At 49.3% G+C, this 14,402-nt stretch carries 15 protein-coding genes; 6 read left to right on the plus strand and 9 right to left on the minus strand.

Annotated features, from left to right (window positions below):
* Positions 1–128: 128 nt before the first annotated feature.
* Both ahbC and DESTI_RS12855 read right to left on the minus strand, forming a co-directional pair.
* A complete protein-coding gene (gene ahbC, locus DESTI_RS12850; protein WP_014810401.1) occupies positions 129–1,313 on the minus strand; it encodes a 12,18-didecarboxysiroheme deacetylase in 1,185 nt (394 codons plus the stop codon).
* A 186-nt stretch (positions 1,314–1,499) separates the two neighbouring features.
* The gene (locus tag DESTI_RS12855; protein ID WP_014810402.1) at positions 1,500–1,964 is read right to left on the minus strand and encodes an NUDIX domain-containing protein; all 465 of its coding nucleotides are present in this window, start codon (positions 1,962–1,964) and stop codon (positions 1,500–1,502) included.
* 223 nt (positions 1,965–2,187) lie between these two features.
* Here DESTI_RS12855 and groES point away from each other — a divergent pair, with 223 nt between their 5' ends.
* The gene (groES, locus tag DESTI_RS12860) at positions 2,188–2,475 is read left to right on the plus strand and encodes a co-chaperone GroES (protein ID WP_014810403.1); all 288 of its coding nucleotides are present in this window, start codon (positions 2,188–2,190) and stop codon (positions 2,473–2,475) included.
* Between the two features lie 68 nt (positions 2,476–2,543).
* Positions 2,544–4,175 (plus strand): chaperonin GroEL, encoded by a 1,632-nt coding sequence (groL, locus tag DESTI_RS12865; RefSeq protein ID WP_014810404.1) that lies wholly within the window; start codon positions 2,544–2,546, stop codon positions 4,173–4,175.
* 341 nt (positions 4,176–4,516) lie between these two features.
* Here the strand turns inward: groL and DESTI_RS12870 are convergent, their stop codons facing one another.
* The 6 genes from DESTI_RS12870 to DESTI_RS12895 all read right to left on the minus strand — a co-directional run bounded on the left by DESTI_RS12870 (position 4,517) and on the right by DESTI_RS12895 (position 8,801).
* On the minus strand, positions 4,517–5,005 hold the full coding sequence (locus tag DESTI_RS12870) for an aspartate carbamoyltransferase regulatory subunit (RefSeq protein WP_014810405.1): 489 nt from the start codon (positions 5,003–5,005) through the stop codon (positions 4,517–4,519).
* Positions 5,002–5,940 (minus strand): aspartate carbamoyltransferase, encoded by a 939-nt coding sequence (pyrB, locus tag DESTI_RS12875; RefSeq protein WP_014810406.1) that lies wholly within the window; start codon positions 5,938–5,940, stop codon positions 5,002–5,004. Before pyrB ends, DESTI_RS12870 begins: the two co-directional genes overlap by 4 nt.
* Positions 5,941–6,019: 79 nt before the next feature.
* Positions 6,020–7,336 carry an amidohydrolase family protein gene (locus tag DESTI_RS12880; RefSeq protein ID WP_014810407.1) on the minus strand — a complete coding sequence of 439 codons (1,317 nt, stop codon included), beginning with the start codon at positions 7,334–7,336 and terminating at the stop codon, positions 6,020–6,022.
* Between the two features lie 50 nt (positions 7,337–7,386).
* Complete coding sequence (locus DESTI_RS12885; RefSeq protein WP_014810408.1) at positions 7,387–7,911, minus strand: type 1 glutamine amidotransferase domain-containing protein; 525 nt, start codon at positions 7,909–7,911, stop codon at positions 7,387–7,389.
* A gap of 39 nt (positions 7,912–7,950) precedes the next feature.
* Positions 7,951–8,307 carry a hydrogenase maturation nickel metallochaperone HypA gene (gene hypA, locus DESTI_RS12890; RefSeq protein ID WP_014810409.1) on the minus strand — a complete coding sequence of 119 codons (357 nt, stop codon included), beginning with the start codon at positions 8,305–8,307 and terminating at the stop codon, positions 7,951–7,953.
* 134 nt (positions 8,308–8,441) lie between these two features.
* Positions 8,442–8,801: a hypothetical protein gene (locus tag DESTI_RS12895; protein ID WP_014810410.1), complete on the minus strand. Its 360-nt coding sequence runs from the start codon at positions 8,799–8,801 to the stop codon at positions 8,442–8,444.
* 272 nt (positions 8,802–9,073) lie between these two features.
* Between DESTI_RS12895 and DESTI_RS12900 the strand changes: the two genes are divergently transcribed.
* The 4 genes from DESTI_RS12900 (at position 9,074) to DESTI_RS12915 (ending at position 13,119) form a co-directional block, all read left to right on the plus strand.
* Entirely contained in the window at positions 9,074–9,586 is a 513-nt protein-coding gene (locus DESTI_RS12900; RefSeq protein ID WP_014810411.1) for a DUF6125 family protein, read from the plus strand.
* Between the two features lie 63 nt (positions 9,587–9,649).
* Positions 9,650–11,173 carry a DnaB-like helicase C-terminal domain-containing protein gene (locus DESTI_RS12905; RefSeq protein WP_014810412.1) on the plus strand — a complete coding sequence of 508 codons (1,524 nt, stop codon included), beginning with the start codon at positions 9,650–9,652 and terminating at the stop codon, positions 11,171–11,173.
* 13 nt (positions 11,174–11,186) lie between these two features.
* Complete coding sequence (locus DESTI_RS12910) at positions 11,187–11,906, plus strand: AAA family ATPase (protein ID WP_014810413.1); 720 nt, start codon at positions 11,187–11,189, stop codon at positions 11,904–11,906.
* Positions 11,907–11,955: 49 nt separating this feature from the next.
* Positions 11,956–13,119: a two-component system sensor histidine kinase NtrB gene (locus DESTI_RS12915; RefSeq protein WP_014810414.1), complete on the plus strand. Its 1,164-nt coding sequence runs from the start codon at positions 11,956–11,958 to the stop codon at positions 13,117–13,119.
* Between the two features lie 15 nt (positions 13,120–13,134).
* Here the strand turns inward: DESTI_RS12915 and DESTI_RS28860 are convergent, their stop codons facing one another.
* Positions 13,135–14,367, minus strand: coding sequence for a sensor domain-containing diguanylate cyclase (locus tag DESTI_RS28860; protein ID WP_052316047.1), 1,233 nt, complete (start codon positions 14,365–14,367; stop codon positions 13,135–13,137).
* Between the last annotated feature and the right edge of the window lie 35 nt (positions 14,368–14,402).

A 14,402-nucleotide genomic window follows, 5' to 3' on the forward strand; every position in this document is an offset into this window, starting at 1 on the left:
CCGAAAGCCAGCCCGTTAGCTGCGCAACCCTCTTTCAGAACAATTCTTTCATAAGATAGAGATTACCCTGCAGGAGTGTCTCCAAAAGCAAGGCAAAAAGCAACCAAAACTATCGACAGGACATGTTCCTATTTCAACCCGATTTCCTCGTCACTCAGATAACAGGCAGGATCGGGTGCCCAGACGTCTCCATGAACTGCTTCAGCTCGTACCCGGAAATTTCCACCGCATACGGACAGCCACGTGCATTGCGAGCATCTCCCTTTCACGTGATTTTTCTTATCCTTTAATTTCATGAGGAAATCATCGTGTGTGTCTGTCCAGATTTCGCTGAATCTCTTCTCCCGAACATTGCCGAACGTATGGTGTCTCCAGAACTGGTCAGCATGGACACTTCCGTCCCAGGAGACACATCCGATACCTCTCCCTGAATTATTCCCTTCATTCATCTGGAGCAGTTTCAAGACCTCCCGGGCACGTTCCGGATCTTCTCTTTTGAGCCGAAGATAGAGGTACGGACCGTCTGCATGATTATCCACGGTGAGAACCTCCACAGGAAATCCTTTATCGTGGAGCATTTTTGTCCGGTCCATGATCAGGTCCACTACATAGCGGGTCTGTTCGTGATCGAGATCCTCTTTCATCAAATCCGTGCCGCGCCCAGCGTACACCAAATGATAGAAACATATTCTCGGAATGGCCAGGTCTTCCACAAGGTCAAAAATGCCGGGAATATCTTCATAATTTCTTTTGTTGATCGTGAACCTCAGTCCCACTTTGAGGCCGACAGCCTGACAATTCTTTATGGCAGATGCAACTCTCCGGAAAGTACCGGGTACGCCGCGGAATGCATCATGCACTTGTTCCAGACCGTCCAGGCTAATCCCTACATATGAAAGCCCGATTTCCTGAAGCTTTTCCGCCATTCGCTCGTTGATCAGGGTTCCATTGGTCGATACTACGGCTCTGCGGCCCAAGTTAACCGCGTACTGGATCAATTCCAGGATGTCCGGCCTGATGAGCGGTTCGCCTCCGGAAAAGAGCACCACGGGCGAGCCGAATTGAGCGAGATCCTCGATGAGGGATTTTCCTTCATCCAGGGACAGCTCACCGCCATAATTCCGGTCTTCTGAATGCGAATAGCAATGGACGCATTTGAGATTACATCGGCGGGTTACGTTCCACACAACGACCGGCTTCTTGTCGGCCGAAAACTGGAGCAAATGGGAAGGCAGTTCTCCCGAACGGCGTCCGTAGCGCAAGGGATCCGATGCTTCTACCGCGCCGCAGTACAACTTGGATATTCCGATCATTCCTGAGTCCTCGAGTCAAATTCTGGGTAAGCTGAAAGCCTATCTTGGTTGTCATGCCGTAGCATTTTTCCCGAGTCGATTCTTGCTGAGAGACAACTGGCTATTTCAAGAAAAGGCTTGTGAATTCTTCATAAAACCACTTTAGAAGATAACCTCTCTTTCGATACAACGCAATAACCACGCGATTTACGATACACAACAAGAACCGGGAGAAGATTTCAACAGTGAAAAATAATCCTGGAGTATGGTGGCGTGATCGAACGCGAGTTGTGAGGGAAGAGTTTCATAGGTAAAGACTCCCAGTTCCCGGGCATCATCACCGGCAACGGGAATGCCATCCGACTCGGCTGTGAATACGACGCTCAGTGTATGGAATCTCGGATCTCGATCCGGCGCCGAATAGACTCCCAGGAGCTTCAGGTTCGATATTTTGAGAGATGTCTCTTCTTCCGCTTCGCGTATGGCTGCATGTTCAGCGCTTTCACCGTAGTCGATAAAACCTCCCGGAATGGCCCATCCGTACGGGGGATTCTTGCGTTTTATCAATATTATTCCGCCAAAAGTGCGGATGATTATGTCCACCGTAGGTATGGGATTTTTGTACACGGATACTGTCTGTCCACAGTTTGAACAAACGATCAGATTCTGCATGACACACTCCCGGAACTATTTCAGACCAGAATAGCGTCGTGATTGATGGGACGTCAAGAACGCTTCCAATCGTGGCTTCCTCGGTACACGATGACTCGTGTCGCAAGATTAAAAATGTTTTTTTTCGGTGAAGGGGTTGACAACTGCACCCGATATTGGCACTCACTAATACAGAGCGCTAACAACGCGACTCGTACATGATATTATTGCCTGGAGGTAGACCATGAAATTTCGTCCTCTACATGATCGAATTCTTGTGGAGAGAGTAGAATCCGAAGAAAAGACCGCAGGCGGGATCATACTCCCCGATACCGCCAAAGAAAAGCCCCAACAAGGAAAAGTTATTGCTGTAGGTCCCGGCAAGAAAACCGAAGACGGCAAGCTGGTTCCCATGGACGTGAAAACCGGCGATACCATCCTGTTCGGAAAATATTCGGGAAGTGAAATTAAGATCGATGGTAATGAGTACCTCATAATGCGAGAAGATGACGTACTGGGGATCGTAGAATAACTTGTTGCGCTGAAATTCCACAAGAAAACAATTCTGAAAACTGACACATTTAAAAAGGAGTTACATACATGGCCGCTAAGATCATTATGTTCGAGCAACAGGCAAGAGACAAGATACTCAAAGGCGTTAACATCATGGCTGACGCCGTAAAATCAACTCTGGGGCCCAAAGGCCGCAACGCCATCCTGGAGAAATCCTGGGGATCTCCGACAGTTACCAAGGACGGCGTGACGGTGGCCAAAGAAATCGAGTTGGAAGACAAATTCGAGAATCTCGGCGCCCAAATGCTCAAGGAAGTTGCTTCGAAAACTTCCGACGTAGCAGGTGACGGCACCACTACTGCTACAGTATTGGCTCAGGCCATCTATAGGGAAGGTGTCAAAATGGTTGCTGCCGGCGCTTCCCCTATGGATCTGAAGAGAGGTATCGATGCGGCCGTTGAAGCTGTTATAGCCAAACTGAAGAGCCTGTCCAAACCCACCAAGGACAAGAAAGAAATCGCTCAGGTCGGCACCATTTCCGCCAACAATGACCTCACCATCGGCAACATCATCGCCGAGGCAATGGAAAAGGTTGGTAAAGAAGGTGTCATCACCGTAGAAGAAGCAAAAGCGATGGAAACTTCTCTGGACGTGGTCGAAGGCATGCAGTTCGATCGCGGATACCTTTCCCCTTACTTCGTTACCGATCCGGAGCGTATGGTAGCTTCTTTGGACGAGCCGTACATTCTCATTCACGAGAAGAAAATCTCCAATATGCGCGACATGCTTCCCCTCTTGGAGCAGGTTGCCAAAATGGGACGTCCCTTGCTGATCCTTGCAGAGGACGTGGAAGGTGAAGCTCTCGCCACGCTGGTCGTCAACAAACTCAGAGGAACACTGAACGCATGTGCGGTGAAAGCCCCCGGATTCGGCGACCGCAGAAAAGCCATGCTCGAGGACATAGCGATCCTCACCGGTGGACAGGTTATTTCCGAGGATCTCGGCCTGAAGCTGGAGCATGTCAGCCTCAACGATCTGGGCCGCTGCAAACGCGTATCCATCGACAAAGACAACACCACCATAGTTGACGGCGCAGGCGCCAAGGAAAAGATCGAGGGCAGGGTACGGCAGATCCGCACTCAGATCGAAGAAACCACTTCGGATTACGATCGGGAAAAACTGCAGGAGCGTTTGGCAAAATTGGTTGGCGGCGTGGCCGTGATTAACGTTGGCGCTGCAACCGAAACGGAAATGAAAGAGAAAAAAGCCCGCGTGGAAGACGCCCTCAATGCGACCCGCGCTGCAGTAGAGGAAGGAATCGTACCCGGCGGCGGTGTCGCGTACCTGAGGTGCCTGAACTCCATCACGGATCTCAGTCTGTCCGGTGACCAGCTTGTGGGTTCCAAGATTGTCCTCAGAGCATTGGAAGAGCCCATTCGTCAGATAGCGGCAAATGCCGGCCATGATGGTTCCATCGTTGTGGACAAGATCAAGCAAAAAGAAGGATCTTACGGTTTCAACGCTCAGAAAGAGGAGTACGAGGACCTGATCGAAAACGGTATTATCGATCCGACCAAGGTTGCTCGACTTGCTCTTATGAATGCTGCTTCGGTTGCCAGCCTTATGCTGACTACAGAAGTAATGGTCGCAGAGAAACCGAAAGAGGAAAAAGCTCCGGCAATGCCTGGTGGCGGTATGCCCGGCGGCGGAATGTACTAAGGTAAATTTTCCAAGAACTGGATGGTGCAGAGAGAAACTATCTCAGAATTCTCGAATGCAGAACAATCGTGCCACGATTCTCCATCCGAGTAGGGGCAGACCTGTGTGTCTGCCCTTATTTGGGCGGACTCGCAGGTCCGCCCCTACAATCAGGCCGGGAAGATGATGAGAATACGTGCCACGGTCTGGGATAAATTTCGATTTTCGAGACTCCGGACCAAACCACGAGCCGGTAGTGGCCGTGCCTCCGTGCCGGCCAAGACAGCTTTGTGGAATCCATGATTCTGACAGAAGTTACAAGCTACATTGAGAAAAGGGAGCCATTTGTGAGCTCCCTTTTCTTATCTGGTAGACAGCTCTTTTTCTTTGTACTTGATAAGAGGACCAAAGAACTCAGTTTCACAGTAATAACATCGCAAGGTTATGGGGTCTTCGCGTACGACGAGGAATTTTCCCGGAACTTCCTCGTGATTGGTTATGCAGAACCTGTCAGGGCAGATCACGATATCTCCGACCCGCTTGGGAATCTCGACTTTGTGTTTTTCAATGACAGAGCCGTTATAAATACGGGTGATAGTTGCGTGGGGAGCTATTAGCGAAACGACATTGAGCATGTCTCGGGTGAGACTCAGGTTCTCAACCTTGATGATGTCTTTTCTCTTCATGGAAGGGGATTCGAAATTGATACCGATGGCAACGATATCTCCTGTTTCTCTTGCCAATCTGTTCAATCCCAGCAACTGGGAAATCAACAAGGCTTTGCCTTCAGGTATGTGATCTATAACAATTCCTCGTTCGATTTTGGCAATGGTGACGGTTCTTTCCTTCATGCGACTGCCCCCAGTATCAAAGCAAGAAGCGTTTCCCGGACAAACAGCCCGTTACGGGCCTGCTGGAAATAATAAGCATGTTTGGTGTGGTCCACATCAGGTGCGATTTCGGTGACACGAGGCAAAGGATGCATGACCTTCATACTCGGCTTGGCATCTTTTAGCATTCCTGCTTCCAACCGATAAATGCTTCTGAACTTTTCAGCCAACGCTGTCTTCTCTTCCAGACGCTCTTTCTGAATTCTTGTCATATAGAGGATATCTACTTCCCCTATATAGTCTTCAATTCTCCGTGCCTCGCTAAAAGTGACTCCCCGATCTGCTGCGGCCTTGCATTTATCCAGGAGAAAACCCGGCATTGCGAGGTCCCTGGGAGAAATAAAGATGAGATTGCATTTATCGTATTTGAGCAGCGCTTCAGTTAAGGAATGCACTGTCCTGCCGTTTGCCAGATCTCCGACCATGGCCACGGTGATCCCGTCGAGAGTGCCCTGAGTTTCTTTTATCGAATAGAGATCCAGCAGGGTCTGAGTGGGATGCTGGTTCGGGCCGTCTCCTGCATTGATGACCGGAATGTCTGCGGCTTCTGCAGCTAATCTGGCAGCGCCTTTCAACGGATGACGAATAACCATTACGTCAAAGCCGTAGCCATCGTGCATTTTCACTGTGTCCCAAAGAGACTCTTCTTTTACCGCGGACGTGTAACTTGCATCGTAAAAACCTCCGACCCTTCCGCCAAGGTTCCTCATCGCCACTTCAAAACTGGTTCGGGTTCGGGTGGAAGGTTCGAAAAAGAGCATGGCAGAGACTTTGTCGCTGCACAGTGTCTTTTTCAGAGGATGCTCTCGAACCGTTTTGACTTTGCCGAGAATTTCGTCAATTTCCGCGCGAGTCAAATCGTTCATGGAGATGATATCCTTGCCTTTAAAGTTCATTCCTGAACACCTCTTCCTTCTATGGCCGCGGTTCGCAACACTCACGTACGCGCTCGTAGTTGAAACCAGTGAAAATCTGTCAGAGCGAATCTTCGTAGAAAGTATAACCTTGTCCCCGGACAATCGTCTTCATTACGGTACCCGGGAATCGATACCCCGTGAAAGGAGACCATCCGCAACGAGTTCGGAAAAGGCCGCGTCCCTGGATGCCGACGCGGTCGACAGATACCTTTGCGTGCAGATCCAGGATCGTGAATGACGCTGCAAACCCCGGTTTAATGTGCCCCTGTGCGATAGCCAGATTCGGCGCGAATAGTTCGGAAGGGACCACTGAAAGCGCTTCCGCGACGCGTTGGGGAGTGAATCCCTGTTTTTTGAGCAACCAGCAGACGAATTGTCCTACCGTGTCCAGATGCGGCATTCCCGGAGCACCAGCGAGCTTGTCTTGAATCGTATGCGGCGCATGGTCGGTGGCGAGAATGTCAACCTGGCCCGTCTTGAGAGCCTCCATGAGAAATGCTCGATCTGTTTCACTCCTGAGAGGCGGATTACTCTCGAGCAAATTTACATTGGGAATTTCCCGCCATCCGGGAGCAGAGACTTTTCCGTTGTTGACGTGGAAGAACAGATGATGAGGCGATGCTTCCGACGTTACTCTGGTGCTTGCATTCCGATTGTACTCCTGGATAGTCGTCACGGCCTCTTGCGTCGATACATGGCAGATATGAGTTTTCAGACCGAATTTGGTTGTCAGATCCAGAATTCTGCGCACAGCGTTGCTTTCGGCTTCCGGTGGTCTCGTTTTCCAGCGAGGTCCTTTCCCTGCGTTTTTCTGCAAAATCTCCGGGTCTTCGGCATGAAAGAAAAGCCTTCTGCCCCTGTATCGCTCCAGGGTTTCTTCCAGATCGGACCAGGAATCAAAAGCCACAGTAGAGGGAGTTGAATCAAGGTACACTTTGTAAGGGATGTCTCCCCATGGTTCGGAATTCCTTGTTACGCACGCGAACAGCACGACAGGGCAGGGGGACGATTCTGAGATTCTGAGTTTTGCCTCGTAACCTTCAGGGTTATCCGGAGGGGACGGATCGTTCGGCATGGCGCCAATTGCTGTAACCCCGCCGTTTATTGCCGCATTTCCCGCGCTGGTGAATATTTCTTTCTTGCAGGCAGATTGCCACTTCTCCCACTCAACTGAACCTGGCTCAGTCGGCTCAGGGTACTCGCGGGCATGCACGTGAGCATCGACGAATCCGGGGAAGATCAACTTATCTGCAGGTACCGAGTTCCGGGAGTCCTCAACGGAAACAACAACACCGGATCCCGGATCGATACCGATCCGAGCCGGTCGAACACCTTCGGGAAATACGGTCTGCCCTGTGATGGAATAGGCGTCCATAAGTCCTCTTTTGCCTGTTACTTCTGAATCCTGAGGGAAAATCCGGATCGTTACGCTTCTTGCATTGCCTGAATCAGAGCCCTGCAAAATGCAGGCAAGTCTTCAGGCTTACGCGAGGTAATGAGATTTCCATCTCTGACCAATTCGGCGTCTTCCCAACGAGCACCTGCATTGATCATGTCGTCTTTGATTCCAATGTAAGAGGTGGTCTTCTTATCTTTGAGAATGCCGGCACTTGCGAGCATCCATCCTCCGTGGCAGATAGAGGCAACAACCTTTCCTTTGTTGAACATGTCTTTGACAAGGCCGACCATTTCCGGATGAATGCGCATTTTGTCCGGCGCGTAACCGCCGGGAATAACGATGGCATCGAAATCATCGAATTGCACCTGGGAGGCATTTATGTCCGGGCGGATGGGAATTCCGTATTTTCCGTGGTACTCCGAAGCCGAACCCGATCCCACTACCACTACTTCGACTCCTTCTTCTTTGAGCCGGTAATAGGGGATCCACACCTCAAATTCGTTGTAAATATCCTCCACTAAAATGATAGCTTTCTTGCCGGTCAATTTCATGAATCAATTCCTTTCGTCAGGTCTGGTGTAGAAAAGAACTTAGCTTGAACCATCTTCAATTTCCAGTGAAGCTATTCTCATTTCATCGCGTCCCTGAATTATGTGAACCGACGTGGAAGAACATACGGGACACATCGGCTGGTAATCTTCCAGAGTGACTTCTTTCTTACAATCAAAACAATAGAGCTTTATTGGTATGATATGAATGTCCAGTGCGGCGCCTTCTGCAATTCCCCCCTTCGAGAGGACTTCGAAACCGAATTCTATCGAAGCAGGCATGACTCCCGTCAGCGCGCCGAATTCCAGACTTACCCTGACAATTTTTTTTGCATTATGGAGTGTCGCTTGCTGTTCGAGGATTTCCATGATGCTCTGAACAATCGCCATTTCGTGCATGTATCACTCTTTTCATCAAATGCATGAGAATACTTGTGGTCTCTTTCTTACAAGAAGTCTAATCATTTTTGCAGGTTGCTCAAGGGCACTGGAATGATACGGAATATGCCTGTTTTGTAAATTTTACAAAACTCTCACCTTGCCCAAGCAGGCAGTTGCCACTGGGCCGATCTGTTGACCTCCTGAAAAAGCCCCTGTCCGGCGAGATCCATAAATAAGCGATACGTGCCCTGTATATCATTGTTCATGTGCGAGCTGAAAGCGACTCTTTTGCCCCTGTAAGAATAAATTGTTATCATTTCACCGGAAGGCGCTGCATAGAAATCCATGGTGGTTTCTTTTCCCGGAATATCGGCAGCATGATCGGATGTTGAGGTGGTAAGGTGTTTCAGGGTACTCAGATCGGGTAACCGATATCCTTGTTGCGTTTTTCCCTCATCCGGATAGAACAGGGAAAGGAGAAGCGCGAAAACAATGGTAACAACTATTCGCATGGATAACTCCTTCTCGATCCTGTATGCTGGACCGAAATCTATATCAAAGAAGTATGTTATCGACAACCCGAACGCGGCCGTTTCTCAAAGACCGCGCAGGTCAGCTTCTTTCCGCCACGATTTGACGGCAGCGCTCTGAGACGGTGCATCTGCTCTCGACGCATTTCATCCGAGATGTCGATGGCGGAAAAAAACGCAATATCGTACATCTTGAACCAAAACTCGTATATAATGATTTCGCGCAAATGGCCTTGTCACATATGGAGTGTTCAATGCTTTTCGATCGGATGGAAAAGGAAGAACTCAGGCGGTACCTGGATTTCTTGATGTGGCATTATCGGGTCATGGATGCATTTTGGTACCTGAATCTCGAAGAAGCATACGATTCAAAAACAGCCGACCACTTCAATGAAAAAGTGTGGGGTCGCGTGGCTGGGCTTGCCGCCAGAGACATCCTTCAACGGTTCAACATAGAAGAAAGAGGACTTGAAGGTTTCGTCAAGGCTCTCCAGTATTTTCCCTGGAGTATTATCGTCGGCTATGACATTGAACAGAAGCCGGGAGAACTCATCATTTCAGTCCCCGAGTGCCCGACCCAGACCGCACGGATGAAGAGGAATCTGGGCGAATACAGTTGTAAAGAGATGCACAAACGTGAGTTCACGAGTTTTGCGCAGCAAGTGGATCCTGCCATCAGAGTGGAATGCGTCCATGCACCTCCTGATCCCCATCCTTCTGAGCGAATCTGCAGGTGGCGATTCACTGTACATGAAGATCGTGTCTGAAAATCTCAGCCCATTTGCCTGAATTGTTCTCCAGGGGCATGGGCTTCTTAATGGTGTGAAACAATGTCGAAAGAGCTCGAAGCAAAAGTTCTGGTAGCCCTTCTCAGCGATCGGTACCTACTCAGCAGAGTGATGTCCGACGGCTTTAGCCCGGATATCTTTGCGGACCCTAATTACAAAATAATTTTCAAAACTGCATACGAGATGAGTCAGCTTCCGGGCCAGGTGGTGGATTGGATCACCATTGAATCCAACCTCAAGAACAGGAACTGGTTGACTCCGGAACTGATTCAGGCAATTTCGGTGTTGAAAACCGATGTCGTCCCCGAAGCCGATCAGATGATGGCGTACGTGGAGATTCTCAAAGACCGGGGACTTCGCGAGAAAACGCTGAAATTGTCCCAGGTTATGGCAAACTACGCCCTGGGAAAAGGACAATACCAGGACCAGGATTTCCTCGACTTCAGCTCCAGAATTATCCAGACACTCATCGAGCTGCAAAAGCAGAAGGTAAAGAAGCGTATCACTCCTCTGAAAGAGACAATCAGAGAGATCAACGAGACCACCAACCGTCCGAGGGTCGAGAAAAAGCTTCTGGGGTTTTCCATATATCCTCATGAGCGGCTGGAGCACTTGTTATCGGGTATTCGGAAAGGCTTTTACTACGGCATAGCCGGTCCTCCCAGAAGGGGAAAGACAACCTTCGCTCTGGATCTTGCATCGAGACTGGCCGAAAAAAACAGGTTTCCTGTTCTTTTCTACACCTGGGAACAGACGCGTAAGACCCTGGCAGCACGCCTTTTGGGCCGCGAATGTTATATCAACCCGGTCAAGCTGCTCACGGAAGTCAACCCGGAAGAGCAGCAGAGACATGCCCTGGTTCAGAAAGTGATCGAACGCTCCCAGGCATACAGCAATCATCTTTTTGTCATTGAAGCGGGCCGGCAGGACACGATTGAACGTATAAAAGCTCAGGCGTACAACGTGATGCATGAATTCAGAACCAACCACATTTCCATTTTTTTCGACTACTTGCAGAAAATTCCCCTGGGCAGGCAGTACGAGGACATTCGCGGCCAGGTGAATGAAGCCTCAGCCCAACTTGCGGACTTAAGCCTTGAGCTGGAATGCCCGGTTTTCGCTATCTCGGCGATGGACAAAGAGGGTTGCAAGCTGGACGAAAAGCCACCGTCCTATGACGAATTTTCCACCACTCTCTATGCCCGACCGACTATGCACAATTGCGTGGGCGGGGGAGACTTGGAGTATGACCTGGATGTTGCGATGGTCCTATCCAAGGATTGGATAGCGACAAAAAACCTTCATGACCGACTGAGCATTAAAGGCAAGGAAGCAAAGATGCCGGATCTGCCTCAAATCGATATCATCAACCTGCACATTGACAAGAACCGGGATTCGGCCGGTGAGTCATCGCCGACCATACAATATGCGTTTTTCATTAATATTAATAAATTCGTGGAAGTGGGCTATAAGACAGAAGAGGAATACACCAAAGAATTCAAAGGATTCGCAAAAGCTGAAGATATGTTCGGCACTTTGTTGGATACCGGCATTTTCAAACTCTAGCAAGAAGAACACTATGTACCTGCAGTCAATCACCATAGAACGCGATCGGTTTCCGGCAACCGATGTGTTCCCGTTCAATGTTGCGGCCTTTCTGAATACCGAACGCATCGAGTTTTCATCCAATATCGTCTTTTTCGTGGGCCGGAACGGCTCGGGTAAATCTTCGCTCCTGGATGCAATTGCCCGTAGAAGAGGACTCCTTCCCTGGGGTGGGACTAAAACGCACAAAGTGCACAAGAATCCTTATGAAACCGGATTAGCGAACTTTATAAATTTGAACATGCTTCGCAGAAACCCTTACGGCTTTCACTTCAGAGCGGAGACGTTTTTTAATTTTGCAGCATCGCTGGACGACATCATCATGGATGATCCGGCCAGGGATACTTATTTTGGTGGTTCGTCTTTGCACACCTTGTCTCATGGAGAATCCTTTCTCGCATTCTTCCGCGGGTACAGTTTTCAACTGGATGGACTCTATCTCCTGGATGAACCCGAAGCGGCTCTATCGCCCGAAAACCAGGCGGAATTTGCGAGAATAATAAAGACATGTGCGGGAGACGCGAATAAACAATATGTTATTGCAACTCATTCTCCTATCATCTTGGGCTGTCCGGGTGCTCAGATACTGAGTTTCGACATGCAATCGATCGAAGCGGTTTCATACGAGCAAACAGGATCGTATCGATTCTACAAAAATTTCCTTAAGAATCCTCGCGAGTTTTTCGATTCTTAATATTAGAGATCAATTGCCTCGTTTATGGTAGAGGAGGAATCCGGAGACCATGACAATACAATCGGACCGTGTGGCATCACCTCCTACCGATGGCCTGGACAGCATTCTCATACATAACATTCTGGAAAGTATGGGCGATTCGCTTCTCGTTTTGGGCGAACACGGGCAAGTCCTGTACGCAAATAGGGCCACAAAAGACATCCTCGGATACTCCTTGGACGATCTCAAGACAAAGGGATTAAAGGAACTTTTCTTTGTCGATCCCAGTAATTTCGATTTCAACCAGGTTTTTCTGGACGCTATTTGGAAGAAGTGTATCAACTCCTATAGTGAGGTCGATTATCATCATCCTGATGGTTCCGTTCGGCGACTGGCCGCCACCACGTCTTATTTTCTGGCAGACGGGGAACACGAAAGCTTTTTTATAGGATTTATCGCATTATTCAAGGATGTGACGGAAGTATTCCGATTACGGCGAATAGAAAAGGAGCTTACCGAAGAGAAGGAGCGAATTGCCAAAGAGAAGATATCAAGCCTGCAGAAACTGGCTATGGGAGTGGCTCACGAAATTCGAAATCCCGTGGTGACCATGGGCGGCTTTGCTGCAAGAATTCTCCGGGATTTGCGAAATCCCGAAGAAACGCGCCAGTATGCAAAGAATATTCTGGAAGACGCCCGAACCCTTGAAAAAATCGTCGATCACGTTCAGTTGTACTGCAATTTGCCTCCCGTTAACATTCGGGAGACCAATCCGACAGAAGCGGTGCTTGCGGCTATCTCGGCACTCTCTTCGTCTGCGGAATCCGAAAACGTGACGTTAATGTTCAGGGATCTCATTCACCAGAAACGTACGGTATGTCTCGATCCGGACCTTGTTCAAATGGCAGTGGAAAATCTCCTGGAGAACGCCATCCACTTTTCGCCCAAAGATTCTACCGTGGAAATCGGAACGTACGCTCATGACGATGAGTTCACAATCCAAGTGCAAGACTCCGGCTCAGGAATAGAGGAAAAGGATAAGAGCTTCATATTCGATCCCTTTTACTCTACGAGACGGCGCGGTCCCGGTATGGGGCTCGCGATCGTCGAACGAATTGTGAGCGAACATGGAGGTCGATTAGAAGTGGAGTCCGCTCCTGGAATCGGAACTGTTGTACGGATTATTCTGCCTCAAAAATCGATTCCGCGTATCGATGAATCAGAAACAAACTGAAATTGCAGTGGCGGCCTAACCGATGGCTTGTTCAGAGATAGCTTGGGCACTGCGTACACAGTTTCTTCCTGCTTTCTTTGCATCGTAAAGGGCGGCATCTGCCACACGAATGACCTCGTCCATATTCGCGAATGCCGATCTTCGAAAAACCGCAATTCCAAGGCTGACGGTTACGGCGATTTTGCCATCGTTGGTGGAAATCTCTCTGCTGCCTATTGCCGATCGGATTCTTTCGGCAAAGCTGAAAGCGCCAGACTCATCGCAAGCGGGAAGTCCGATGAGGATCTCTTCGCCTCCGTACCTGCCAACCACGTCATAAGGCCTTACGGAGTCGGAAATCCTGTCTGCTACCTCTTTGAGAACCGCGTCTCCTGCGAGATGTCCGTGATTATCATTGATCTTCTTGAAATGATCGAGATCGGCCATGATTATGGCCAACGCCTTATCCTCCCGATTACACCGTGCGATTTCTCTTTCTAGCGAATCGAAAAGCGCTGCACGGTTCAACAACCCTGTGAGAGCATCGTGAGTGGCTTTAAAATGGAGAGCCTCTCTTGTATGCATAAGGTCGGTGATAAGTTCTTCCCGTTCCTTATCGGCGCGCTTGCGCTCGCTTATATCTGACACATTACCCATATTGGCAGGGGTGCCTCGATAATCGAGCACCGTCGCGAGAACTTCCACCCAGGTGATCGTGCCGTCCCTGCAAATGAAGCGGAATTCGTACTGAGATACCACCGGTTGACCGTTCACACGGGCGATATCGCGTTCCCTCACCATGTTTCTGTCGTCTTGATAGACATGCTGCCAAAAGCTGGTGCCGACAAGCTCGTCATGAAGATAGCCGGTAATTTCGCAAAACCTTTCGTTCACATACACCAGCAATCCCTCAATGTGAATGTAAATGCCTGTAAGGGAATTCTGAGCGAGAAGTCGGTATCGTTCTTCACTCTCTGCCAGATCTCTTTCCGCTCTCCTGATTTCGGAGGATATTTTCGTAATGTACACTGCATAACTCAAGAAACAGATCACCCACACAATCGGCACGAGAGCCTTATGGGATGCAATGATGTTCAAGCCCGGATCAAGATTAGGATTTTCAAGAAAAAGAAAATGGTTGATCCCCCATTCAAGAAACCATAAGGCCATGCCAAGAACGAGCAGAAATGCTGTGGCACGGAATTCTCGTTGCCTTAGATTTTTGCGTTCGGTTTTCTTTTGAATCTCGGGACCACTCGGCGTTTGCATGTACCCTCGCGCCAGTGCATAGTAATCTTCGCAAG

This window comes from Desulfomonile tiedjei DSM 6799 (assembly GCF_000266945.1).
GTDB lineage: Bacteria > Desulfobacterota > Desulfomonilia > Desulfomonilales > Desulfomonilaceae > Desulfomonile > Desulfomonile tiedjei.